Origin of the sequence: Bacillus sp. V26, assembly GCF_034296245.1 — a bacterium.
GTDB classification, from domain to species: Bacteria; Bacillota; Bacilli; order Bacillales; family Bacillaceae; genus Bacillus; species Bacillus halotolerans.
Map to the genome: position 1 here is coordinate 135,200 of NZ_JAXKQF010000003.1, position 25,856 is coordinate 161,055.

Below are 25,856 nucleotides of genomic sequence, written 5' to 3' on the forward strand. Positions count from 1 at the left end.
CTGCTAAGCTTTCGAATCGAATAGTTTCATTCGGCTGTTCTTCGGAAGCTCAGCTTTAATCTGTTTGCTGTAATTAAAGTTATTATCCTTAGGAACCAGCATATCGTACGAAATAGAGATGAATTGCAGCGCATCTCTTGTCAGCTGTCTATTCAGCTTATTCACTTCTTTTAGACGCCCGAGAACTTTAGTAAGAGATTCGAACAAAAGTTCAAGCTCTTCCTTTTCACTGCCTGAAGTTTTGGCGATACAAGCAGAAATGGTGTTATTTTCGCTGAATCCGAGAAAGGCGGAAGCCGCTTTGATCCGGTCATCTTCTGTCTGCCCGATAGCTTGAATATACTTTTGTTCCTTTGTCAAAATGTTAGAAAGCTCTTTTGTTTTGCCGGCTTTGAGCGCTTCCGTTTTTTCCTCAGACAGCTTGAGCAAATGCTCATGCAGAACGCAAAGTCGCTTCAATTGTTCGATAATTGGCTTTGCTGACATGGCTTTCTCCTTTTTTACTGCTTTTTATAAAAATTAATTATATTTTTTGCTATATGATTTGTGTCTATTTTGTATGACCCGTTTTCAATTTGCGCTTTTAGCTGCGCGATTTTTTCCTGGCGTGAACCAGTGACTGCGTCGGATGCATTTTGCAGCTCTTTAGCCTGCGATGAAATTTCGATTTTATCTTTAGGCTGTGCAGCATTTTTTTGCACTGCTTGCTTTTCGTAATTTTTTTGGTATGGATTAACGGATTGTGTTCCAAATTGATTGATTTTCATAGGATTCCTCTCGCTTTCCGTTGCAGTCTTTAAACAATCTAACCCTTTTATCGACTGCGTTTTCAGTTAGTTTAGGGAATCAGCTGTTTTTGGTATTATAGGCATAGTATGTGTCTTTTTTACTATTTTCCCGTTCTGTTTTCAATGCGGATTCTTGGTTCAGATGATCTATTTGATCCTTTATATCGGACTGGCAAGCCTTGCAGAACTTGCCTTCCCTAATCGATGTCCCGCACCTTTCACAAGGGTATGCCAAATTCGGCAGATGAGTGATTTGGATTCGCTTTTGCCTGATGAATTTTAAAATCAGCTCTTCCTCCACACCTGTTTCCTCAGTTATGCGGCTCAGTGTTGATTGCCTGTTTTCCTGTTTCCTTAAAAATTTATACACAGTCTCAAATGATTTTTCTTCTTCCTTAATACACGCCTGACACACGGTTTGCAGCTTTGTTTTTAAAAATAAAGCATTGCATTTCGGACAATTCGCCAGTTCACCCATCATGTTTACTCCTTATTCATTAATATGCCTGCAGTAATTTCTAGACATTATATCGGCACAAAAATTGAATCATTTAGCTTCTCACTAAGGTAAAAGATGACACAGAACCAGCTTCGCCTTTCTCCAATAAACAGCGGGCAGCATAGTGCAAAGTGGCGCCCGTAGTATAAAGATCGTCGATTAAAACGATATCCATACCCTCAACCGAGCTGTTTTTTGTTTCAAAAACATGCTCTGAAAGCAGGCGCTCCGTTTTCTTTTTCTTAGACTGCTTTTCATTATTCAGGCGGATGAGAGGATTGAGGATGGGCCGGTTTAAGCATTCAGCAAGCATTTGTGACTGGTTAAAGCCGCGTTCAACTTTCCGTTCTTCGCTTAACGGAATGGGAACGAGCACAAGGCGTTTATCTGGATAGACAGCAGAGAATTCTGAGGAAAAGTCATTTTTAAAAGCGCTTATTATCGCTGCATCTCCCCTGAATTTCATTCGGGCGAGCGTTTCTTTCATCATGTCATTATATAAGTAAACAGAACGGTTTTGACTGAGCCTTAAGCCGTCATCTATTCTTGATTTCCATGCCTCGCAATCCGCGCACACTTCATGAGCGGTTTGAGGCCTGCCGCAAAGCGGACAGATGGCCCCTTTGATGATCTGTAATTTGTTTCTGCAGGACTGACAGACCCTGTCGTCAGGTTTTAATAAGAATAGTGAGCACCATGAAACAGCTTGAGAAAATTGTGAATCACATAATAGACAGATCAGTTTTTTAGAGCCTCCTCCTGTCTCGTTTCGCATTGATCACTCGGATTCTCCGATACCACAGCAGCTGATTCAGCCAAAATCACAAGCATAGCCGTGTTTTTCTGTTTATCTACCAGCTCAGCTTTCGTATATGCAATCTTTTTTAAATCAGTGACGTAAGCTGGTCTTACTTGGTTTAAAGAAAGTGCAAGTACATCATTTTTGCATACTTGGCAAGTGCAGGTCATATGAAGCTGACCCATATATCGGTCAAGAAGTTCTTGCATCATGATTTCTTTTGAATTGACAAGCATTTTTACAGCTCCTCATTAGTTATATGAGTATACTGTATCATGTTTTTAAATATTAACTAGTCTATCAATTTATTTTTTAAAGCCAATTCATTCATTATTTTTATATGTTTTCTAGCCTCTATCATACTCTTTGTTTTTCCGAAGTGAAAATAAATGACATCGCCGTCTGCATGTTCTTTATGCCGCCCTGTCCTTCCCGCGATTTGCACAAGCGCGCTTTCCGTAAAGATGGGCGATTCTGCCCCTAAGATGCCTGTTTGGACCATAGGAACTGTGACACCTCTTTCTAATATTGTTGTTGTGATTAACAGATCAAACTGACCGTCTCGAAATTGCTGCACTTTTTCTTTTCTGAGCTTATCTTCCGCATGTACAGCCGCTGTTCGATAATTCATGTTTTTAAAACAGGAAGCAGCTTTTACCAGAACAGAAATGGAAGGAACAAATAAAAAAACGGGCCTTCCTTCTTTCACATGCTGTTCTATCCATCTTTTTACCGCATTTGGGATTTTGTTTCGGGTTAATTTCTTTTTCCAGTTTCCGCACCACTGAAAGCGCGGTTCAGGCAATGGCTTCCGATGGTATCTGGCCGGTATGCGAACGGATTTTAACTCACCTTTATACGTTTTTCTTTTTAATTCTTTAGGAGGTGTTGCGCTTAGATAAACAAGAGTGCTGTTTTTCTTTCTCGCTTTTTGAACAGCGAATTGAAGAGTTTGATCAGCGGAATATGGAAAAGCATCCACTTCATCAACGATCATGACGTCGAATGCGTCTTTATAGCGCAAAAGTTGATGAGTTGTGGAAATCATAAGCGGAGATAAACGCCCTTTGTCATCACTTCCTCCGTATAGAGCTGAAATATCAGCATCCTTAAATGCAGCCTTCAGTCTCGGAGCAAGCTCTAATACAACATCGGTGCGCGGGGTTGCAATACAAACACGCAGTCTTAGATTTAATGCCGATTCTATACCCGGGAATAATAATTCAGTTTTACCTGCGCCGCAAATAGCCCAAATAAGGAGCTCTTCTTGCTTCGAAATTGCTTCAATTAAGACGTCAGCGGCCTTTCGCTGTCCGATTGAAAGCTTTCCATCCCAAGTCAGTTTTATAGGCTTCCAGTTCGCCTCTGCCTCCTTGCACCAGGAATATAAAGAAATATCCTCACTCACTCTGCCCATCATGACACAAGAGTGGCAGTATACTTTATCTTCTCCTGATGAATGATACGAAGAAAAATACTGTTGATCATTTTGACCGCATCTATTGCATCTATACCCCCATTTATTTTTTGATATAGACTCCTCGGCAGATATATAACCATGCTCGATATGCCAATCAATGATCTCGTCAGAAAATGGGATTTCTGTTCTAAGCAGATGACGGCCCTGAAGCTGCTGCTGCAGTTCTATAGAGAATAGGCTGTTCGTTTCTGATGTCTTAGTCTGCATAGTACGGCCTCCTTGCGAGATATTATGCCGGAATGAAAATATTCTGTCTAACAGCTAAAAAGAGAATATAAAAAAATCTCCGCTTCTAAAACGGAGATTTCATCTTTATTTAAAACACCAGCAGATTCCTATTGCACCTTCACCAAGATGAGTGCCTATAACCGCACCAAAGTAGCTGTTATAAAATTCAACATGCGGATATTTTGCAGAGAGCTCTTCAATAATACTCGATGCTTCTTCTGCTCGATTAGCGTGAATAACGGCAGCTTTCATCGGCATGCCCTTACTCGCGTCTTCATCTAAAAGCTCGTAAATCCGCGAAATTGCTTTTTTGCGTGTGCGGATCTTCTCAAAAGGCACAATTACCTTATTGTCAAAATGCAGAATAGGCTTTACCTTGAGAAGACTCCCAATAAAGGCTTGAGCACTGCTTAATCGTCCGCCTCGCTGAAGATGTGTTAAATCATCCACCATAAAATATGCCCGAACGGTTTTTTTCATTTCTTCCAGTTCTTTTATAATATCTTCCGGCGATGACGCTCCAATTCTGATCAATTCAGCTGCTTTCAGAGCATAAAAACCTTGAACCAGACAGCTGATCTCTGAGTCAAACGGGTATACTTCAATATTATCGACCATTGTATTCGCTGCAGCTGCACTGCTGAACGTCCCGCTAATTCCGCTAGAAAGATGAATACTGATCACCGCATCATATGTCTTGCCGAGCTCTTCATACAAAGCAACCAGCTCGCCGATCGCAGGCTGAGAAGTGGATGGAAGCTCTGTATGCTTTTTCACTTCTTGGTAAAAGCTTTTCCAGTCCATTTCTGTTTCTTCATGATATGTTTCATCCCCAAAAACAACCTGGAGAGGAATCATGTGTATATGATTTTGTTCACGCATTTCTTTTGGAATATATGCCGTACTATCTGTTACTACTGCAATATTCATAGCTTCGTTACCTGCCTTATCACTTTATGACTCTATTGTAAGGGAAACAGAAGCCTAAAAAAAGACCTGCCTCAAAAAGGCAAGTCCAATTTCATGCTATCTCATTTCTACCCAACCATTTTTAATGGCGACCACCACGGCTTGCGTCCGGTCGTTTACATTCATTTTTTGTAAGATATTGCTGACATGGTTTTTAACAGTTTTTTCACTGATAAACAATGATTCACCGATGCCGCGGTTGCTTTTTCCGTCTGCAAGCATTTGCAGCACTTCACATTCCCGTCTTGTTAAAATATGTAATGGTCTGCGAATCTCTGGATAGACCTCATGCTGAGGATGAGCAGAAACTCCGCTTGTTGCAAGACGTCGGAATTCGTTGACGAGGTTGTGAGTAACCTTCGGGTGAAGGTAAGAACCGCCCTCGGCAACTACTTTAACCGCTTCAATCAATGTATCAGCATCCATCTCTTTCAGCAGATAACCTCTTGCACCTGTTTTCAGGGCATGTGTTACATAATTCTCGTCATCGTGAATCGATAGAATAATTACTTTAGATTCAGGATACAGCTCTACAAGCTGCTTTGTAGCTTCCACGCCATTTACGTTCGGCATATTGATATCCATGATCACGACATCAGGATGATAGTGCTCAACGATACGAGCCGCTTCATCTCCGTCGTCTCCTTCCGCTACCACTTCAAAGGTAGGTTCGAAATCCAATATCCGCTTCACACCTTCACGAAATAACTGATGGTCGTCGATAATAACAATGTTTACTTTAGTCACAAGCCACGCCTCCTTGTATTATTGTTCTATATACTCTGGTATTCGGTCAATATGCCTTTTGGCTCTATTTTACAAATCATAGTCAAAGAGATAACGGAACCTTAATCATGATAAATGTCCCAAGACCTATTTTTGAATCTATCGTTATGGTTCCTTCCAATAAATCTACTCTTTCTTTCATCCCAAGCAAGCCGAATGATTTGTTTTTCTTCTCTTTCGCTTCCTTCAGGTCAAATCCTTTGCCGTTATCTTTTATCATTAAAATCACAAAATCCTTTGTAATCTCAACTTTGACTGTAATTTCTTCAGATCCAGAATGCTTTAACGCATTGGACACAGCTTCCTGTGCGAGTCTGAAGAGCGCAACTTCAAACTGAGGCGCGAGTCGTTTTTCCTCCGTATCGCCGATGCACTGAAAGTGTATTTTCACCTTACCGTTATATTCTTCGGTTGTATATAGATATTTCCGCAAAGTTGGAATCAGGCCTAGGTCATCAAGGGCCATCGGTCTTAAATCATATATAATCCGTCTCACTTCGTAAAGGGCATTCCGCACATTTTGGCGGAGATTTTTGATTTCCTGGAATCCGTCCTCAGCGCCTCGGTCTCGGAATATCCGTTCAATTAATTCCGATCTCATCATAACATTTGCCAGCATTTGTGCAGGACCGTCATGAATTTCTCTCGAGACTCTTTTTCTCTCTTCTTCCTGCGCTTCAATAATTCTCAGGCCAAAATCTTGTTTTGCCTGCGCATCGGCAAGAAGCAGCCCAACCTCACGAAGATCCTGATTCAGATAGTTCAGCACGACCGTAATCTGGCTCACTAGTGATTCTGAGCGTTCAATGATTTCCTGAAGGCCTAACAGTCTGCGTTCCAAATCATCCCGGCGTTCGCGCAATTGCTTTTCACGCTGCTGGATCATCGTCAGTTCTACTTGCAGCTTATGGGCTTTTTCATAAGCATTGCGGATTTCTTCTTCACTGAATCTATGAAAATTGCGGCTGACCTCGGATAAACGGTTTCGTGCATGGCGGGTTTGCACTTCAAGTTTATCACCAAGCTCGATGACTTCATAAACCTGCTGTTTAATTTGTTTCAGTTCTTCGACCAGCTGTTCATACTGCTGGCGTGACTGCTCCCCGATTTGAAAAACCTCATCCTTGCTCCCGTCAACGGTTTTCAGCATCTTCATCAAAATAGAATCCAGAACTTTGGAATCCATCTTTGTTTTATTCATAATTTCCCTCCGTCACGGTGTTGTCATATATTTTTATTATAAATGTAATTGATCTGCAAATTGTGTCGAATTATAATGAAAGAATGCGTATATTCTAGAAAAAAACAATTTTATGTACCTTCTTACTCTTTATGATAACAAAATACGCACAAAAATTCTAAAGACTGTACGAATTTGTATAGGCGGTCTTTTATGCTTAGCAGGGGGTCAGCAAGCATGCTGCACAGCTATTTTACTGTGAAAGAAGCAGGAGAACACGAGATTGTTATAGAAAAATCGCGTTTTATCTGTCATTTAAGCCGTGTTTCTACCGAACAAGAAGCACAGGAATTTATACAGAAAATAAAGAAACAGCACTGGAATGCAACTCATAATTGCTCAGCTTACGTAATTGGCGAAAACGATCATATCCAAAAAGCCAATGATGACGGAGAACCGAGCGGCACCGCAGGAGTACCTATGCTCGAGGTGCTAAAAAAACGCGGACTTAAGGATACTTGTGCTGTTGTTACGCGTTACTTCGGCGGCATAAAGCTGGGAGCAGGCGGTTTAATCCGCGCTTATGGGAAGTCAGTGTCTGAAGGATTAAACCATATAGATGTTGTAGAACGGAAGCTTATGAGGGTTATGCATACTTCCGCAGATTATACTTGGCTTGGCAAGATTGAAAATGAATTAAGGGAATCACCTTTTCTATTAAAAGAAATTCATTATGCAGAAAACGTAGAATTCGAAGCATATGTAGAAGAAAAAGAAACACAATCGTTTTCTGAGTGGATGACAGAGTTAACAAATGGAAAAAGTGATATTACAGAGGGAGAGTTGACGTATCTTGAAAAAGCCGTCAATCACATAAAGGAGACTGAATAATGGCTGAACGCGTTAGAGTGCGTGTGCGCAAAAAGAAAAAGAGCAAACGCAGAAAAATTTTAAAAAGGATTATGTTGTTGTTCGTCCTTGCATTATTGGTAGTTGTAGGTCTCGGAGGATATAAACTATATAAAACCATTAACGCTGCGGATGATTCATACGATGCGCTTTCCCGCGGAGATAAATCAAATCTTCGCAGTGAAGTTGTAGATATGAAGAAAAAACCATTTTCTATTTTATTTATGGGAATCGAAGATTACGCGACAAAAGGACAAAAAGGGAGATCTGACTCTCTTATTGTAGTTACCCTTGATCCAAAAAATAAAACCATGAAAATGCTGAGCATTCCGCGAGATACACGTGTGCAATTAGCAAGTGACACAACCGGCAGCAAAACAAAGATCAATTCCGCTTACAGCAAAGGCGGAAAAGATGAGACTGTTGAAACTGTTGAAAACTTCTTGCAAATCCCCATCGATAAATATGTAACAGTCGATTTTGACGGATTTAAAGATGTTATTAATGAAGTTGGCGGTATTGATGTAGATGTACCTTTCGACTTTGATGAAAAAAGCGATGTGGACGAAAGCAAACGTATTTATTTCAAAAAAGGCGAGATGCATTTAAATGGCGAAAAAGCCTTGGCGTATGCCCGCATGAGAAAGCAGGATAAACGCGGAGATTTCGGCCGTAATGACAGACAGAAACAAATTTTAAACGCGTTGATCGATCGGATGTCCAGTGCAAGCAATATTGCAAAAATTGATAAAATCGCAGAAACAGCCAGTGAAAACGTAGAAACCAATATTCGCATTACTGAAGGTTTAGCCTTACAGCAAATTTACAGCGGCTTTACCAGCAAGAAAATTGACACGCTGTCAATTACTGGTTCTGATTTGTATTTAGGGCCTAACAACACGTATTATTTTGAACCGGATGCTGCGAATCTGGAAAACGTCAGAAAAACGCTTCAAGAACATCTAGATTATGTTCCTGATACGAGCAGTTCAAGCACTGACAGCTCCAGTACCGATGGCTCAACATCAGACAGCACTGGCAGTTCAAGCACTGACGGAAGCACTGCAACAGACGGCACTACGAGCGGAAGCGGCTACACAAATGACAGCAGCACAAGCTCAAACGGCACAACAAATTCAACAACTGACTCATCATATTGAAAAAAAGCCCGGTCCTTTAACGGATCGGGCTTTTTTGCGCAGAAAAAACACCGGCTCATAGTAGAACCGGTATTTTTAATTTCTTTTCACAAGACGTTTATAGAATTTTGTAAATGGCTTAAAACGTTCATTCACGAGTCCCGTAACTTCTGCTATTATTTGCATAAATATAATTAAGATAAAGATAATAAACAGGGAAAGCCAAATTGTAGCGCTTTTCAGCACGATTGCACTGATGCTGAAAATAAATCCAATCAGGTAGATGACAATGACCGACATCCGATGTGAAAGGCCAAAGGCCATCAGCCTATGGTGGATATGTGATTTATCGGGCGCCGAAATCGGCTGTTTGTTTAGTATCCGTCTTATGATTGCAAATGTTGTGTCAAAAATCGGCACGCCTAATATAATAATCGGAATGACAATACTGAACAATGTTACGCTTTTATACAGCCCTAACAATGAGAGAATGGAAATGACATACCCTAAAAACAGTGATCCCGTATCCCCCATAAAGATTTTTGCCGGATGAAAATTGTAGAACAAAAATCCGAGCGTACTTGCGATAACAACTAATGAAAGTGACAGAATGAGTACTTTTCCGCCAGATAGCGCCATAACTGCAATCGTGGACAGGCCGATAACAGAAAGACCTGCTGCAAGGCCGTCCAATCCATCAATCAGGTTCATCGCGTTTGTGATGCCGACAATCCATAATACAGTCAGCGGATATGCCATCCAGCCCAATTCAAATCGCTCAGCTAAAAAAGGTACTGAGAAAAAGTCCATTTTTAAGCCCGTGCTTACAATCATAATAGCTACGGCTAATTGAATGATAAATTTAACTTTTGCGCTTAATTGATATTTATCGTCAAGAATTCCCAACACAATAATGATAAATGCCCCGACTGTGATAGCCGTCATTCTTGTTTCTGTGTATATACCGGATACAAGCACACCTGTAACCACCCCGATAAATATGGCCAGCCCGCCCATTCGGGGCATGATTTTATCATGTACTTTTCGATTGCCGGGCTGATCAACTGCACCTATTTTAATCGCAATCCTTTTTACGATTGGGGTTATGATTAAAACCGTTAGCAGCGAGACAATAAACGCAACAACAATGCGAATCATGCGTTCGTCAAGCATAAAGAAGTCTCCTTTGGAATTATATGAAGTCTTTATTTATATAGAGAACCGTTCCTTCCATTATACCTTCTCCTTAGTTATTATAACAAGCTTCATCAAAAAGAAACACGTATAATCAAAAAACACGCATCCCAATTAAAGGACTACGCATGTTTTTGAATACCTGTATATTTCATGATTTGTTTGAATAAAACATCCCAATCTTGTGTGCGGGCAATGTTTCGCCGCATCTCTTTGTATGTCTCGTCTCCGTCTTTTTCAAGCACTTTCTCGCACGCAGCTATAAAATCATTATGGTCATTGCCTTCCATATATTCGTAAATATACGGTTTTTGCATTTTAGAAGTTGACGGAAGGTTAGAGCCGACGACCGGCTTTCCTGCTGCTAAAAATTCAAATAGCTTAAGCGGGAAAACCGCTTGGTTATAGGATGACTTTTTATAAGGCATAATACCGACATCAATCAGTTCCATAAAGTGTGGAACTTCTTTCGGATCTGCCGGCCCCGTCCATATCACATTGGAAAGCTTCAGAAGCTCTTGAAACGCTGTGTCACCATTGGTGGCGTCCGGGCCGACCCATAAAAATGTCCAATCGGGTTTTCTCAGAGCCGCTTCTTCAATCAATTTAAAATCCAGCTTTGGTTTAATCCCGCCGATAAACCCCAGTACAGCCCCCTCTCTTCCCTGCAAGATGCTTCGATCGGGAACCGCTTTATGTTCTGAAAACAGGTCATATTCAACACCGTTTTCAACGGTATGAACCTTTTCTTGTCCCGCTGTCAGCTTTTTGTCAACTTCATTGTGCAGGTACTCCGATGAACAAGTAATGGAATCGGCACGCTCGATAATTCGCAGCTCCGCTGTTTTGATGACTTTCCGCCTGAACTCGGAAAGCATATTGGAACGTCCGCTGATCGGCGCTGCCCACAAGTCACTGCAATCATAAATCACCTGATCCCAAGGATACAGTGAAGACAGCAGCGGGAATCCGGGAAACGTGTACCATAAGCAGCAGCGTTCACCTCTGGCTGAAGCGGATTTCAGCTCTTCTAATAAAGGTGAGAGCTTATGCTTATAAAACACATCGGTATACCGTCCGAAGCGAAACATTTTCTTTTGCAGCAAGTCCTTTACGGCAAACTGCCGGATGCCGGATTGAACTTGCTGAAATTCCATCCTTTGGGTGCGCGGAGCCGGGCATACCCAGATGACTTCCTTTGTTTCTTCCTGAGCAGCTAAAAATTCAGCCAATCGATGCCGTCTGTACCTCAATTGATCTTTTCCCCATTCAGCAGTAGCCACGATGACGTGAATCATTGCTTTTGTTTCCACCTTCATCACCTTTTCTCTCTGTTTGCGGTTACAGTCTTTTTTTCACTGCGTTTTTTGCATATTGAACAAAACACCATGTCGCTTTCATTAAATGGAGCCGTTCGATCTCTCTGTAGACAAACCATGTTTTTTTTGCAGCCTTCCATTTGTTGCTTGAAATCGAATTATTGACAAGCCGGTATTCAGCTAAACACTCATTCATTCCGTATGCTGTGAAACCCTTTTTTAAAAGAGACAGCCATGTTGCCAAGTCTTGCCTCGTTCTAATATTCGGCATTTGGATCTGTCCCGTCTGTTCCCTGTCAATCATCACCGTTAGACAGCCGATAATGGTATTTTTAAGAGCATCATCATATGTCAGGCTTTCGGGAGCATGAATGAATTTATCCATCGGCACCCCGTCCTGCGACATTAAACTGTAGCCTGTAAAGGAAAACGCACAGGACCGCTCCATCATAAAATTAAGCTGCTTTTTCAGTTTGTCTTTTTTCCATTTGTCATCACTGTCCAAAAATGCCACATAACGTCCTTGGGCATGTTCCAGCGCTTTATTTCTTGCTATCGCGGCTCCGCTGTTCTCTTCCAGAAAGATCACATGAATTCTTTCATCTATCTTCTCATACTGCTTTAAAATGTCGCGTGTGCCGTCTGTTGAGCAATCGTCCACGATAATCATTTCCCAATGAGGATGGCTCTGATCTAACACTGAATGAATCGTGTCTTCAATATAGTCACGCGCATTATAAGAAGGTGTAATGACAGATACGAGAGGTTTCCAGTTGGTCATGATCACATCTCCATCGTATGATTTTAAAAGGACTCTCTGAAAAATTCAGGAATGACAACGAACATAAAGGCAATCGTTATGCCGATCAGAACACCCAGAACCGCTTTCTTTTTCGGGGACATTCCTCCGCCTGATGCCTCACTTACGGTTTCAGAATCAACGGCACTGGCCGCTTTCAGATTAAGCTGTGTGTTTTTCAGCTCATACAAAAATCTTTCTTTATCCACCTTGGAATCCTCGCTCACCGTTTCACCTTCCAGCGCGTCTATGCTGCGGCGGATAACGGCTTCTCTTTCCTCAAACAGCTTTTGGTCGTTTTTGAGAAAGGTGGAGGAAACAGCGTTTAACACCGATTCGGTTCTTTCCTGATCCTGGTCGGCATAGCTCAAAGACAGTAAAGACTTAGACTCCGATTTCACGGTGAGCTTCTCTTTGATCTCCGCAAGATCTTCATCTTTTTCGTCAGGAAGCGCCTCCTTCAAAAAAGCATCACTCCTCAGCAGGAGCGGAATCTCTTCTGTACTGTTATAAACCGGATGATCATAGCTCCCCACAGCTAAAGTAACCTCAGCTGTGTAACTCTTTTTATCCGCGATTTGGGACGGCAGTATATATCCCGCCGCACCTAAAATAAGCGGCACTAATATAATCCAGATGATATTTTTCTTTATGCGCCGGGCTAATCTTATCACTATATCCTTCATATAAGTCTCCCTGCTTTTTTGTAGTCTGTTTACCGGTATATGGGCTCAAGCTGCTGCCTGGATCGCCTTAAGACATTCACCGCGGCGATGACGAGCGCCAGAAATACCCAATGGAAAAATAAATTTGAGACAGAGCTTGGGCTGATGCTGGATACCAGGAAACTGACCATAGCTGTGATGAGCCCTTCTATGATCAGTTTTGACTGATTTTCCATTTTTCTTTCATAAAACTTGTAAAGCACCCATATCAGGTATAAATAAATGGCCAGATAGCCGAGCATGATAAGCAAGCCGAAGTTTGCCAGAATCTCTACCAGCCAATTGTGCACCTCTGTCACATTATCAGTATCATATAAAGCATGATGCTCAAGATAATAAGACACATTTCCTGCGCCCACTCCGAATCCGTATGAGTCAAGGAAGAAGTGCCATGCGTTTTTTAACAGATTGGCCCTGGCCACATTGGACGGGAGTGTCTCTTGGAATGAATGAGACGTCTGAGGAGCCAGAAACAGCTTCCAAAACACTGCGAAAATCCGGCTGGCAAAAAGAGCCGCAAAGACCGCAATTCCTGCTGCCGACAGCCAAATAGCGATTTTTTTCAGAACAGGCGGCAAGACAATAAAAATGTAGACGGCTATTCCCGCAAAAACGCCCAGCAGGCTGGCTCTGGAACCAGTCGCAAAGATTAAATACAATGCACCAAGCGAGAGCACAAGACCAATTCCCTTTAAGTAACCGTTCTTTATGTTTTTCACCATTGCGATGTAAAAAAAGAAACTGATAGACAAAAATGTCGCAAAATCATTTTGATTAAAGAAGACTGAGGTCGGATAATGCTGCTTATATTCCGGTCCGCTGTACAAAGTCGAACTCGGGAGATGATGATGCGTGATATGATTGTAAAAACCGATGATCATCAGAAATACCGTCATCACCAGCCAGATGGAATAAATAATCATCAGACGTTCCATTTTTTGCACATACATCACAATAAGATAAATAAAAAATATCCCCATCGCCAGCAGTGCTAAATATTTCAGACCGTCTGTAACTGATTTGGCCCATAGCAAGGAAACAAGGCCATATAAAAACCAAAAGGCGAAAAAGAGCAAAATCCCTTTTACTTGCAGCCCGCTCCACCTTTCAATATGTGTTCGGCTCCGCAGTACCCCCACAAGATGGAGGCAGCCGGCGGCAATGAGCAAAAGCCGATAAAGAAACAAACTAAAGAATCCAAGATGAATCGCGAAAAAAGCATTATTTAAAAAAGTGCAGGCAATCAAAATATAGATGACGGCCATAAACAGCTGTTCTTTTGTTGTAAATGATGCTGCAAGCGTCAGCGCAAACAGGCCGATAGCCAATACAGCGAGAACGGCAGCCATCTGCATAATACCTGTATCTGTGCGGATGGCTCCCAGCAATAGGACGATCCCCAATATGACAGCGGCCAGTAACGCAAGCGTATGAACCGCTGAACGTTTGATACTCACATGCTTAACCCCTTTCCTGATGTTTCAGGAGCCGGCGGCCGAGCCTAAGCAGCCGGCACTTCAAACAAGTAACCCTTTTTCTTTTTATAAATTGACACTCCCCAAATCCTTAGCCAGTTCTTCCATTGGCAAAGCCGGAAAGTAGCGGTCGGAAGGTTCTGTTCCCCGAACCGCAGGACGGCCGATGGAGTGATAAATGTATCCCGCAGCCTGCATTTCTTCGAGTGAAAATATATTTCTGCCATCGATGATGATTGGCTGTTTTAAAAGCATTTTTGCTTTTACAAGCTCCATTTCTTTTACTTCCGGCCAATCGGTCAAAATAAGGCATGCGTCGGTTCCATCCATCGCAGCATACACATCTGTGTAATACTCGGTCTGGTCGCCAAGGACTGCTGATGCCTCCGGAATGGCAATCGGATCATATGCTTTCACTTGTGCGCCCAGCTGCTGCAGCATTGGAATGATATCGAGAGCTGGAGCGGACCTCACATCGTTTGTATTTGGTTTGAAGGCCAATCCGAGCACGGAAATGGTTCTCCCTTTTATGCTTCCCATCACAGTTAAGAGCTTATCTACAATGTGAACGCGCTGCTTTTCATTTGTCTCAATGACGGCTTCTATGAGCTTAAATGGATAACCGGCCGTTTTGGCAATTTGAAGCAGTGCGGTTGTATCCTTAGGAAAGCAGGAGCCGCCAAACCCAATACCCGCTTTCAAGAACTTTCTGCCGATCCGGCTGTCGAGCCCGACGCCGTCAGCAACGTTTGAGACGTCCGCGCCGACTCGCTCGCAAATGTTCGCGATATCGTTAATAAACGAAATCTTTGTAGCCAAAAATGCATTTGCAGCATATTTAATCATCTCTGCACTTTCTAAATTCGTTTTAATAACAGGAGCATGAAAAGGCTGATGCAGTTCCTCTATGATGGAAGCGGCTTTATGACTGGTTGACCCAATGACGGCACGCTCCATATTCATCGTGTCATGAATCGCTGAGCCCTCCCGAAGAAATTCAGGGTTGGATACAACATCAAAGGAGCATCTTCCCTTCGAAGCTTTTTGAATGATAGATTGAACCAGTTTTCCGGTACCGACTGGGACTGTGCTTTTATTGACAATGATTTTGTAGCCGGTGAGATGTTCACCGATCGTTTTCGCAGCCGCTTTGACGTACGTTAAATCAGCTTCGCCTGTTTTAGACATCGGGGTCCCGACTGCAATATAAATAATGTCTGAAGCCCGAATGGCAGACGGAATATCGTTAGTAAAAAACAGACGCTGTTCTAACACATTTTTTTCAACTAAATCTGCAAGTCCTGGTTCATAGATTGGGATTACTCCGTTTTTCAGACTTCTGATTTTTGATTCGTTGATATCACAGCAAATCACTTTATTTCCGATTTCCGCAAAGCAGGTGCCTGATACGAGTCCTACATATCCTGTTCCAATGACAGCAATTTTTTTCACAGCCCTCATCCCTCTCCTGTAAATTCATCTTCCTATTTATATTGGTCGCAGTTACTTACGATTAAACAGGTGTTTTCAGAACCATCTGATACTGATCATGCAGCGCCCTAGCATTTTTCCCGGCGTCATATTGAGTGTGAATGATTTGATATAATTCATCTGCCACTTCCGGCTGCCATATTTGATCTTGTGCGTATAAAGAGATCGTGCTTGCTAAGGCTTGAGCTGATTTCGGTTCAATCAGCAAATGCCGGTGCTTTCCGAATAATGAAGCCACTCCACCGACATCTGTACAGATGACAGGAACCCGCAGTGCCAGCGCCTCGATCACAACTGTCGGCATTCCTTCGCTATAAGAAGGGAGCACAAACATATCTGCGGCGAGCAAATACTCTCTCACCCTGTGATTCGGCACTTGGCCTGTTACAATATGTCCCTTTTGCATCAGCAAAGATTTTGCAGGACCGTCTCCGACAAAAACGGCTCGAGGCGCTTCGTCCATCATCTCAATGGCTTCTGACAATTCAAAAATGCCTTTTTCCTTAACGAGCCTGCCCACATAGACAGCAAGGCGCTGGTCAAGCGGGAGCCCGAGGTTTTTTCTGATTTCTTCTTTTGTCTGATCATTTTCCTGAAAACGGCTGAGCTGTATGCCGATCGGCAAAACCGTACTGTCAAAGCCAGAAAGTTTTTTGGTTTCTTCCTGAAGCTTTTCGCTGACTGCAAGAACTGCGGATGCGGAACCAATCGCAGTTTTGAAGGCTTTAAACGCGCCTTTGCTGTAGTGAGGATAGACATTCACATCACTTCCATGCAAAGTTAAAATATACGGAATCCCGATTGTCTTTGACACGACTGCCGCAGCCCCGCCCGATGGCATAGCAAAGTGCGCATGGATCAGATCAGGGTTCAAGTCATGCTGTTTAACGGTTTTTAAAACAGCTGCCCCAATGCGCCGGTGTGGCTGAGCCCATTTCAGCTGGCCGGGAACAGCGGGATAGAAAGGCCGGTAAACCGGGATTCCTTTCCGTATTTCATATTCTGGTCTGGCATCCTTTTTTCGGTATGCCTTTTTCAGCATACGGACAGGCGCAGGGTGAAAAGGTCTTGGGCATATCACAGTGATATCCAGCCCGAGCTTCAGCAGCTCTTGCACCTGTGTTTCATGAAACACACCCTCGCCGGGTTTCAGACTGCTTGGATATACGCTTGTGATCCACAAAATCTTCATGACAAACGTCCTTTTCTTAGTAGTTTGCTTTTCATCTGAGGGTACGCTTTACCCAAAAGAAAGAGATAGCAGAGCGCCCCGGCAGCCACTGAAATTGCCAGCCTCATTTCCGCCTGCAAGCTGAAGCGTTCTGTTCCTAAACTCGCGCCGAACGCGATAACGGCCATACCCGCTGTGATCAGAAACGGCTTCATAACGGCTTTAAAATAAGCTGAAAGATTGAGCTTAATGACATATGCCAGCAGCCAGCGACCGATTAGAAAATTGAAAACGCTGATGACGGCATATACCCAAGCGACAGTCAGAAGATTGCCCGTCTGAACAGCTGCAAACAGCGACAAACCATACAGCAGCATGACGCCGGAGTCCCAATAAAAAGCCAAATCCGCTCTTCCTTTAGCAAGAAGCACAGAACCATTCGGATTCATCAGCACCCTGAGTATCCCGACGATGGCAAGAACATTCAGAACAGGGACAGCAGCAAGCCATTTTTCTCCGAAAACAGCTGCGATAAAGGCGTCTGACACGGATACGAGCCCGATTAACAGCGGGAACGATACAAGCGCAAGCATTTTTGTCATATTTAGAAAGCCTTCTCTGATCACGCTGTTTTCGTATTTGTTTTTGGCGAAAATGGGAAACGCGACCCGTGTCACAATCGGATTAATTTTCAAAACCGGAATGGTGACAATCTGGTAGGCAAGATTATAAATGCCCAGCGCTTCGGCACCGATAAACCGGCCGATTAAGATCATATCGATGTTCGCCCCCAGCCTGTTCACAAGACGGGATGAAAGCTGAAAGGCTCCAAAGGAGAAGAACTCTTTCATTCCCCTTAGATCAAAAACAAAGGATGGACGCCATTTTTTTTGGTATACAGCCCAGAATAAAATCCCTTTACTGGACTGCAGCAGCACCTGAGAAACCACGTACGCCAAAATCGCATCCGTCATAAAAACCGCTATCGCTAAATATCCGAAGGACAATACATTTGAAAAAATCTCTATTTTGCTTAACGTATTAAATTGCAGCTCCTTCTGCAGCATATACTGGTACTGCTGTCCGATCGGAGCTACCAAAAACATAATCCCCAAAATCCTGATGAGAAACACTAGCTCTTCTCTTTGATAAAATCCCGCAATGACGGGACTGCACACATATAAAAGCACAAACAGCAAAATGCCGGTCATAATGTTCAGCCAATACAATGTTGACAGCTGGCGCTCCGTGGCGTCATCTCTTTGAATTAACGCGGCGCCAAAACCCATATCAAGCACAATCTGGGCGAATATTGTAACCGTTGTGATCATGCCGACGAGTCCAAATTCCGTTAAGGTCATCATATTTCCAAGCAAGGCAAACTGAACGATTTGAATGATTGTAATACAGATTGTTGAAACACTTGTCCACTTTGCGCCGCTCATGATTTGTTTTGTAATACTTGGCATCATATTCCCTACTTCTTTTTAAGCTCAGTTTGATGGCGAATGCAGATGTTTATCTTGCACCATCACCTGTCAAGACTACTTTACAAGTTTTTAACATAATTTTTAATTCCAACATGAAAGTCAGATTGCGAATGTAATATAAATCAAATATAAGCTTTTCCTTCGGCGTCATGTCGTAACCGCCGTTCACCTGCGCCCAGCCGCTCAATCCCGGTTTGACAGCCAGACGCTGTGTAAACCCCGGAATCTCATTCTGGAACTTTTCCGTAAACACTGGACGTTCCGGGCGAGGTCCAATCATGCTCATATCGCCTTTCAGCACATTAAACAGCTGAGGAAGCTCGTCAATTCGCGTTCTTCTGATAAATGCTCCAATTCGTGTCACCCGCGGATCCTGCTTCTGCGCCCAAACCGCACCAGACTTCTCGGCATCTATTTTCATGGAACGAAGCTTATAAAGCTTAAAAGGTTTCCCGCCTTTTCCTACACGCTCCTGCGTATAGATGGCAGGCCCCGGCGTCTCCAAACAAATCAATATTGAAAATACCGCAATCATTGGCAGCGCAACCACCAATCCAATCAGCGCAAACCAAATATCCATCACGCGCTTTACTGCCAAATAACGAGCCGTTTTTTCAGATAATGCAAATGATGCTTGCTGCACTGAGAATTTGCGACTCACATTCATGCTTTTTTCTGCACCCACTGACACACACCTCACGATTTGTTTGGGATGTTATGATGACCTATGCCAGTCAGTTTAGCAGACGGATGTTAATTGGTTGTAAATGGATTGTTAAGAAGTGTGAATTACGTGTTTTTTCTGATAAATTATATTAATGTTCTTTATCATTTTATGTACAAGCCCTTGTTTTAATCATTTAAACGATAAAAAAAAAGAGACAAATCTGTTATTTAGATTTGTCTCTTTTTTTTTATCTATAATATGAAACTGTACCATCATGAATAGCTTGGGCGGCTTTATCTTTATAAACTGCTTGTTTCAGTTTACTTGCGTCGGCTGCATTTGTGATGAAAGCAGTCTCAACTAAAACGCTTGGCATTTTAGAATATTTGATAACATAGAATCCGGCTTGCTTGACTCCACGGTCTCTTGTCCCGAGATTAGCTGCAAGTTTCGGCTGAATTTGATCTGCTAATCGTTTGCTCTTTGTTGCCTGATATGTTGTGTCATAATAGGTCTCACTGCCATTTGGAGATGAGCTATCGTTGGCATTCGCATGAATACTGATGAACAAATCAGCTTGGGCAGAGGCTGCCTTACTTACTCTTTCCTGTAAAGAATAAAACGTATCATTAGATCTCGACATTACCGGAAGAGCACCAGAAGCATTTAGCTTCGTATTGACTCTTTTCGCTATATCAAGGTTTACCTCTTTCTCAAGCAGTCCATTTCCTACTGCTCCCGAGTCTTGATCTCCATGGCCTGGATCAATAAAAATTGTTTCACCTACAACAGGATTCTTTAGCTGATTAGCTACTTTAGTGCTTATAGCTGGAGTGTTTCCGATAATCGTAAAGTTTGACATGTTTTTGCTGCCGATAATTTTTCGTGCGCCGCCAGATAAATTTTCACCATTAGTCAAAATAAGAGATTGCTTGTTCTTTGCTGCCAGAGTGGCTCCTGCAATTGAATCTGGATAACTAAAACCATTACTTACATATACTGTGCTCGTTGACAGGTTTAGTTTTTGTACAATATTAGCAGCAAGCTCGTACCTGTTTGAACCGCTAATTCTTGTAGGAGAAGGCAACTTGTTATACACCGTATTATTAATACTTCCGGTACCTCCTGCAACCACAGTACTTGTAATTCTCTTATCTTTCATCACTGCTGTTGTCGCACTATTTATAGAGGTTTTGTTTGTAAACAGAATAGGATAGCCATTTTTAGCTGCATAAGGGATGATCCCTGGAGCATCAGCATATAAAAACCCATTTAAAATGACAGCTTTTGAGGTTGCGTTCATTGCTCTTGCGACCCGTGCAGCTGTATCATAGCGATTACTTCCAGCAATTCGTTTAATACTGATGCCTAAGCTTTTGATCTGATTGGCAGTATTAGAGGAAACAGCTGGCGTACCACCTACAATAATCACATTTTTTGTTCGCATTTCTTTTAGCCTTGTTTTCGTCTCAGAAGAGAGCTTATCAGCATTTGTGTAAAGCAGCGGTGCATTCTTCTGATAAGCAAGAGGTGCCGCTGAAATGGCATCTGCGTATGAACTTCCGCCAACAATAACCGCTGTACTCGCTGTTGAGTACATCTGCTTTGATATTTGAACTGCAGTACCGTACCTATTACTTCCTCCGACTCTTTTAACCGAATTATCGGCCAATGCTGTTGGTACAAAAAGAATGAGTCCCAGAAAACACATTGTTAGGACTTTTATATAAGAGCGCAATTACTTTTCCTCCTTAAATGGCCTTTAGCACCTTAAAATAATTAATAACTTGTCAGAGTTGTCCCAGGATAGTAAAATTTCAAAATTGAACTATATGAATCTCCTGCTTCTGCTCTTGCCTTAGCTCCATATTGACTCATTCCGATGCCGTGACCGTAACCTTTGCCGCTGATTGTGTACTTTGAATTATCTTTTTTTACAGTCACATAAGTACTTTTAAAAACAGTTGCACCAATCATTGTTCTTAGCTGAGTTGTCGGAACAGTGATGGTTGTAATTTTACTTAAGTTGTAGGAGCCAGTACTGCTTTTAACAAAATACTTAACTTTCATAGATGCTGTTTTTGCACGTTGCCCCTGTGTTGTACCGCTAAAGCTCAAATCTTCTATACTCGCAATTTTTACAGAAGCTGCTCCTGTTTCTTTATTTTTCAAGATCCAATTTTTAACTCCGGATAACCTCGCAGCATCAGTTTCAGTTGCTGAAGACCACCAAGAAGATGGCTTATTTAAGTCAAGCGAATTCGTGTCAAGCTGTTGTTTTGAGAGTGCAAGCGTCCAGCCTATTTGAGGATCCTTAGAATCTTTCTTCGCAATTAAGTAAGGTACACTTGATGACCAGACTTCGTTGCTCGCTTCTGTATAACCCCCATTGCTTGAAGAATAAGTTGCTGTTATAAGAGATCCGTTATATTTCAGAACTTTTCCTTTTGTCTGCTCAACCGCTTTATTGGTGTTTGAATTCCAACTATATCCTCCATAAACTTGAAAAGCTGTTGTATCAGGTACAGTAGTTCCCGTTTTTGTTATGGAGTAGGTTCTCGCAGCCACAGTCTGTGCTTTTAGGGCTTCAAGTGACCAGCTTGCAGGCATTTCATTTGGAATAACCCCTTTTAAATAATCCTCAAATGGAATATTTTCGTTAACCGGTCTGATATATTTAGTAGATTCAATAGAGAAATTAACCGTTCCAAGATACTGATTCCCGTTAAGACTTATTCTGTTAGAAGTCGAGTACTTTTCAGGTTTAATCCTCAGAGAGTTACTATATGTTTTTATATTTTCGAGATTTAATTTCCCATTGTTGATTTTCAGAGTATAGTTGCTTCCGCCGGCTAAATAAAATTCATCGGCAAGTGAATTTTCGACTTCTGCAGAAATTGAACTGGTGCTTCCAATAAAGTCGTATGCATATGTGGCTTTTTCTTTTGTTATGCTTTTAGCTGCCGCAGGAACACTATCTTGTTTAATAAATAAAATTTGGCTGTTTTTCTTCGCAGCAAGCGAAGCACCTACTAATACGTCTGCGTACTTTGTTCCGTTCGTCATTACGACTTTATCAGCCTTCAACTTTAATTGTTTAATAATATTTGCTGTGAGTTCATATCTGGTTGATCCAGGTATCCTCTGTACAGTTGAAGTTTTTTTTATTTCATTTTCTACACTGTCACTGACACTAAATGAACTGCCGATTATAATTACTTGTTTTGGCAAATCATAATCCGGAAGTTTATCCTTGTCAGTAAGCAAAATAGGATATCCCTGTGCTGCAGCATAAGGAGCTATGGCTAACGCATCTTGAAATACCTTTCCGGTTACAACGATAGCTTTATCATAGCTGCCCATCTGTTTAGCGATATTCTCAGATAATACATATCTATTTTTTCCGCTTATCCTTTTAACTGAGCCATATGTTTTCAGCTTGTTTTCTACATCTTTTGAAATGCTGCGTGCTCCCCCAATGACTAAAATATTGTCCGGGTTAAATTTAGCGATTTGTTTTTCAGTAGTTTTCGTTAACGTATCAGGCTGAGTAAATAAGATTGGTGCATCTAGTTTTTTTGCTAATGGGATAACAGGCAATGCATCAATAAATATATCCCGATTTACCAAAATAACTGTATTAGGATTTTTCCACTGACTGCCGGATGCAAGAGTCGCGGTTTCATATCGTGAAGCACCTGCAAAACGATCTGTTACAGCAACATTATCTCCAGTTACTTTATAAAATCCTGTTGGGGATAGACTGATACTTGATTTATTACCGATATAGTTTGACAATTTGACTGAAATGTTTGAGTCTGCTGCAAAAGTTACTGTTGGAATAAATAGTAAGATTGCAGCAAGTGAACATACGATCAAGCGTTTGCAAGAATTCAAGATTTCAGGTTCCTCCTCATATCTTAGTTGGTACGTTCAATATCTTTTAACAGAAGTTGACCCTCGCCATTTTCTTCATATTTCACCGTAACTTTATCGCCATTATTGAATTTTTCAAGCTCACTTGTTGATTCTTCAGTAATATCAAGAACAACTGGCTCGTTATCTACAGTTACTTCAATTGTGTGGGTATCTGCTAAACCTACATAAACACCCTCTGCTGTTTCGATGTTACTGTCTGTTGACACATCTTCACCTTGGCTCTTTTGATTATCAGCCCCGCAACCTGCAAGGAGCAGTATAAAGAACATTAAACCAATCAATTTTTTCATTTTTCTCACCTCATTATGTTTTATCGTCAGTCATTTAATATTTTAAAGAAAAATTAAGAAACAGTGAAACTTTTTTTTATAAAAATCGACTATTATAGGATTTTGTTTCTTCTATTAAAAAGAGTTGTATTTACTGGAAATTTCAATCATAATCAAATTAACTGAACAGATGGGGTGCAAAGAATGAGAAGTAAACGCAGAAAAAAGAAAAAAACTTTATTACTGACGATATTAACCATTATTGGAATCCTTGTGTTAGGGACAGGCGGTTATGCATACTACTTATGGCATAAAGCCGCTTCAACCGTGGCAAGTATTCATGAAAGTATTGATAAATCCAAAAAGAGGGATACAGAGGTTAATATTAATAAAAAAGACCCGTTTTCTGTTTTAATTATGGGGGTGGATGAACGTTCAGGCGATAAAGGACGCGCCGACACGCTCATTTATATGACCGTTAACCCAAAAACGAACACCACAGATATGGTCAGTATTCCCCGTGATACATATACAAAAATTATCGGAAAAGGCACGATGGATAAAATCAACCATTCGTACGCATATGGCGGTACACAAATGACAGTTGACACGGTTGAGAACTTCCTCGATGTTCCGGTCGATTATTTTGTAAAAGTCAACATGGAAAGCTTTAGAGACGTGGTTGATACACTCGGCGGCATCACAGTTAACAGCACATTTGCGTTCAGCTATGACGGTTATTCATTCGGCAAAGGAGAAATCACACTGAACGGAAAAGAAGCATTAGCGTATACACGAATGAGAAAAGAAGATCCAAGAGGAGATTTCGGACGTCAGGACCGTCAGCGCCAAGTGATCGAAGGAATCATTAACAAAGGGGCAAATATTTCTTCCGTTACAAAGTTTGGAGATATGTTTAAGGTCGTTGAAAATAATGTGAAAACCAATTTGACGTTTGATAATATGTGGGATATCCAGTCCGATTACAAAGGCGCCCGAAAACATATCAAGCAGCACGAACTGAAAGGCGAAGGCACAAGAATCAAAGACGTCTATTACTATAAAGCAGATGAGAGCGAGCTAGCAGACATCACAAATGAACTGAAAGAAAGCTTAGAAAGCTAAAACAAAAAGAAGCTTCGCACCTATGTGCAAAGCTTCTTTTTTATTTACCCGTAAAAGAGTCCGGATGTTCATTCCGATATCCGTAGTGAAACAGCAATTCCTCTACAATCCGGCGGGAGGCCTGTCCATCACCATACGGATTTGAAGCATAGGACATTTTCTGATACTCATCCGCGTCAGTTAAGAGCTCTTTTGCAAGCTGATAAATGTTCTCCTCATTTGTCCCCGCAAGTTTAAGCGTTCCTGCTTCCACTCCTTCAGGGCGCTCAGTCGTATCTCGAAGCACAAGAACCGGTTTCCCGAGCGATGGCGCTTCTTCCTGCACTCCGCCGGAATCAGTCAAAATGAAATGGGATTTTGCCGCAAAGTTATGGAAGTCAATCACTTCTAAAGGCTCAATCAGATGCACTCTGTCAGAGTCGCCAAAATGCTTTTGAGCCGCTTCCCGGACAACAGGGTTAAGGTGCACAGGGTAAACGACCTGTACATCATTATATTCCTCTACAATTCTGCGGATGGCCTTAAACATGTTTTCCATCGGCTCGCCTAAGTTTTCACGGCGATGAGCCGTCAGCAAAATCATCTTATCCTCACCAACCTGGTCAAGGACAGGGTGTGAATAACCTTCCCTAACTGTTGTGCGAAGCGCGTCAATCGCTGTATTGCCCGTTACAAAAATAGAATCGGCTTTTTTGTTTTCTTTTAACAAGTTGTCTCTTGCCTGTCCTGTCGGTGCAAAATGCAAATCAGCAATAGCACCGGTCATTTGGCGGTTAAGCTCTTCAGGAAACGGAGAATATTTATTGCCTGTGCGAAGACCGGCCTCTACATGCCCGACAGCAATTTGATGATAAAACGCGGCAAGGCTTCCGGCAAATGTCGTCGTCGTATCACCGTGGACAAGCACTATATCAGGCTTGATGTCTTTAAACAGCTCGTCCAATTTCACAAGCGCATTTGACGTAATTTCTGCCAGCGTCTGCCGCTCCTTCATAATGTTCAAATCGAAATCAGGTTTTATCCAAAACGCTTCAAGCACCTGATCCAGCATTTGTCTGTGCTGGGCAGTCACCGTTACATAGGACTCTATTTCAGGATATTTTTTTAATTCAAGCACGAGCGGCGCCATCTTTATCGCTTCCGGCCTGGTTCCGAAGACGGTCATGACTTTTAATTTTTTCATAATTGTCACCTGGTTTCTGCAAAAATAAAATCATACCCCTTATTCTACATGAATTTGTTTCATTTTAAATCATTTCCTATTCACTTATTCATGGTCAAGTGAACTTTATTGCTAGGGAACTTAAGGATAAAACTTGTTTAAAATTGGTTTATCCTATATCATAAAAAATGTGTGAAAACACAATGAACAGGGTAAATAGAAAATAGTTTTAGTCATAAATATTTTCGTTAAT

Annotated in this window: 25 protein-coding genes; 3 read left to right on the forward strand and 22 right to left on the reverse strand. The window is 41.8% G+C overall.

Features of this window, described 5'->3' with window-relative positions:
* Positions 1-3: 3 nt before the first annotated feature.
* From flgN to degS, 9 genes are all read right to left on the reverse strand, one after another.
* Positions 4-486 carry a flagellar protein FlgN gene (gene flgN / locus UJ203_RS11485; protein ID WP_322010878.1) on the reverse strand — a complete coding sequence of 161 codons (483 nt, stop codon included), beginning with the start codon at positions 484-486 and terminating at the stop codon, positions 4-6.
* A gap of 14 nt (positions 487-500) precedes the next feature.
* Complete coding sequence (gene flgM, locus UJ203_RS11490) at positions 501-767, reverse strand: flagellar biosynthesis anti-sigma factor FlgM (protein WP_101859867.1); 267 nt, start codon at positions 765-767, stop codon at positions 501-503.
* A gap of 79 nt (positions 768-846) precedes the next feature.
* A complete protein-coding gene (locus UJ203_RS11495; protein ID WP_024123026.1) occupies positions 847-1,266 on the reverse strand; it encodes a TIGR03826 family flagellar region protein in 420 nt (139 codons plus the stop codon).
* 73 nt (positions 1,267-1,339) lie between these two features.
* Positions 1,340-2,062 carry a double zinc ribbon domain-containing protein gene (locus UJ203_RS11500; protein WP_142396176.1) on the reverse strand — a complete coding sequence of 241 codons (723 nt, stop codon included), beginning with the start codon at positions 2,060-2,062 and terminating at the stop codon, positions 1,340-1,342.
* On the reverse strand, positions 2,026-2,322 hold the full coding sequence (locus UJ203_RS11505; protein WP_322010902.1) for a late competence development ComFB family protein: 297 nt from the start codon (positions 2,320-2,322) through the stop codon (positions 2,026-2,028). The genes UJ203_RS11500 and UJ203_RS11505 overlap by 37 nt, the downstream gene beginning before the upstream one ends.
* A 56-nt stretch (positions 2,323-2,378) precedes the next feature.
* On the reverse strand, positions 2,379-3,773 hold the full coding sequence (gene comFA / locus UJ203_RS11510; RefSeq protein ID WP_322010904.1) for an ATP-dependent helicase ComFA: 1,395 nt from the start codon (positions 3,771-3,773) through the stop codon (positions 2,379-2,381).
* 105 nt (positions 3,774-3,878) lie between these two features.
* Positions 3,879-4,724, reverse strand: a complete 846-nt coding sequence (locus UJ203_RS11515) for a DegV family protein (RefSeq protein WP_322010906.1) — start codon at positions 4,722-4,724, stop codon at positions 3,879-3,881.
* 96 nt (positions 4,725-4,820) lie between these two features.
* Entirely contained in the window at positions 4,821-5,510 is a 690-nt protein-coding gene (degU, locus tag UJ203_RS11520) for a two-component system response regulator DegU (protein ID WP_003219701.1), read from the reverse strand.
* Between the two features lie 82 nt (positions 5,511-5,592).
* On the reverse strand, positions 5,593-6,750 hold the full coding sequence (gene degS, locus UJ203_RS11525) for a two-component sensor histidine kinase DegS (protein WP_322010909.1): 1,158 nt from the start codon (positions 6,748-6,750) through the stop codon (positions 5,593-5,595).
* Positions 6,751-6,966: 216 nt separating this feature from the next.
* On the opposite strand from degS, the gene UJ203_RS11530 reads away from it, so the two are divergent.
* Together UJ203_RS11530 and UJ203_RS11535 are read left to right on the forward strand one after the other, a co-directional pair.
* A complete protein-coding gene (locus tag UJ203_RS11530; RefSeq protein ID WP_322010911.1) occupies positions 6,967-7,620 on the forward strand; it encodes a YigZ family protein in 654 nt (217 codons plus the stop codon).
* Entirely contained in the window at positions 7,620-8,798 is a 1,179-nt protein-coding gene (locus UJ203_RS11535) for an LCP family protein (protein WP_024123032.1), read from the forward strand. Before UJ203_RS11530 ends, UJ203_RS11535 begins: the two co-directional genes overlap by 1 nt.
* A 75-nt stretch (positions 8,799-8,873) precedes the next feature.
* Here UJ203_RS11535 and UJ203_RS11540 read toward each other — a convergent pair whose 3' ends face one another.
* From UJ203_RS11540 to UJ203_RS11595, 12 genes are all read right to left on the reverse strand, one after another.
* On the reverse strand, positions 8,874-9,950 hold the full coding sequence (locus UJ203_RS11540; RefSeq protein WP_010332075.1) for a glycosyltransferase family 4 protein: 1,077 nt from the start codon (positions 9,948-9,950) through the stop codon (positions 8,874-8,876).
* Between the two features lie 143 nt (positions 9,951-10,093).
* Positions 10,094-11,284, reverse strand: a complete 1,191-nt coding sequence (gene tuaH, locus UJ203_RS11545; RefSeq protein ID WP_322010913.1) for a teichuronic acid biosynthesis protein TuaH — start codon at positions 11,282-11,284, stop codon at positions 10,094-10,096.
* 28 nt (positions 11,285-11,312) lie between these two features.
* Entirely contained in the window at positions 11,313-12,071 is a 759-nt protein-coding gene (gene tuaG, locus UJ203_RS11550) for a teichuronic acid biosynthesis protein TuaG (RefSeq protein ID WP_044159485.1), read from the reverse strand.
* A 23-nt stretch (positions 12,072-12,094) separates the two neighbouring features.
* A complete protein-coding gene (gene tuaF / locus UJ203_RS11555) occupies positions 12,095-12,775 on the reverse strand; it encodes a teichuronic acid biosynthesis protein TuaF (RefSeq protein WP_101859863.1) in 681 nt (226 codons plus the stop codon).
* Between the two features lie 29 nt (positions 12,776-12,804).
* A complete protein-coding gene (tuaE, locus tag UJ203_RS11560) occupies positions 12,805-14,271 on the reverse strand; it encodes a teichuronic acid biosynthesis protein TuaE (RefSeq protein WP_322010917.1) in 1,467 nt (488 codons plus the stop codon).
* A gap of 84 nt (positions 14,272-14,355) precedes the next feature.
* Entirely contained in the window at positions 14,356-15,741 is a 1,386-nt protein-coding gene (gene tuaD / locus UJ203_RS11565; RefSeq protein WP_322010919.1) for a UDP-glucose 6-dehydrogenase TuaD, read from the reverse strand.
* Positions 15,742-15,802: 61 nt separating this feature from the next.
* Positions 15,803-16,972 carry a teichuronic acid biosynthesis protein TuaC gene (tuaC, locus tag UJ203_RS11570; RefSeq protein WP_322010920.1) on the reverse strand — a complete coding sequence of 390 codons (1,170 nt, stop codon included), beginning with the start codon at positions 16,970-16,972 and terminating at the stop codon, positions 15,803-15,805.
* The gene (tuaB, locus tag UJ203_RS11575) at positions 16,969-18,420 is read right to left on the reverse strand and encodes a teichuronic acid biosynthesis protein TuaB (protein ID WP_095712899.1); all 1,452 of its coding nucleotides are present in this window, start codon (positions 18,418-18,420) and stop codon (positions 16,969-16,971) included. Before tuaB ends, tuaC begins: the two co-directional genes overlap by 4 nt.
* 49 nt (positions 18,421-18,469) lie before the next feature.
* Positions 18,470-19,126 carry a sugar transferase gene (locus tag UJ203_RS11580; RefSeq protein WP_105990881.1) on the reverse strand — a complete coding sequence of 219 codons (657 nt, stop codon included), beginning with the start codon at positions 19,124-19,126 and terminating at the stop codon, positions 18,470-18,472.
* Positions 19,127-19,355: 229 nt separating this feature from the next.
* The gene (lytC, locus tag UJ203_RS11585; protein WP_322010923.1) at positions 19,356-20,846 is read right to left on the reverse strand and encodes an N-acetylmuramoyl-L-alanine amidase LytC; all 1,491 of its coding nucleotides are present in this window, start codon (positions 20,844-20,846) and stop codon (positions 19,356-19,358) included.
* A 41-nt stretch (positions 20,847-20,887) separates the two neighbouring features.
* Positions 20,888-23,005 (reverse strand): SpoIID/LytB domain-containing protein, encoded by a 2,118-nt coding sequence (locus UJ203_RS11590; RefSeq protein WP_322010925.1) that lies wholly within the window; start codon positions 23,003-23,005, stop codon positions 20,888-20,890.
* 23 nt (positions 23,006-23,028) lie between these two features.
* The gene (locus tag UJ203_RS11595) at positions 23,029-23,337 is read right to left on the reverse strand and encodes a hypothetical protein (RefSeq protein WP_305935026.1); all 309 of its coding nucleotides are present in this window, start codon (positions 23,335-23,337) and stop codon (positions 23,029-23,031) included.
* Positions 23,338-23,520: 183 nt separating this feature from the next.
* Between UJ203_RS11595 and lytR the strand changes: the two genes are divergently transcribed.
* Positions 23,521-24,441, forward strand: coding sequence for a transcription antiterminator LytR (gene lytR, locus UJ203_RS11600; protein WP_322010928.1), 921 nt, complete (start codon positions 23,521-23,523; stop codon positions 24,439-24,441).
* Positions 24,442-24,481: 40 nt separating this feature from the next.
* Here lytR and wecB read toward each other — a convergent pair whose 3' ends face one another.
* Positions 24,482-25,624: a non-hydrolyzing UDP-N-acetylglucosamine 2-epimerase gene (gene wecB, locus UJ203_RS11605; RefSeq protein ID WP_322010930.1), complete on the reverse strand. Its 1,143-nt coding sequence runs from the start codon at positions 25,622-25,624 to the stop codon at positions 24,482-24,484.
* Positions 25,625-25,856 lie beyond the last annotated feature (232 nt).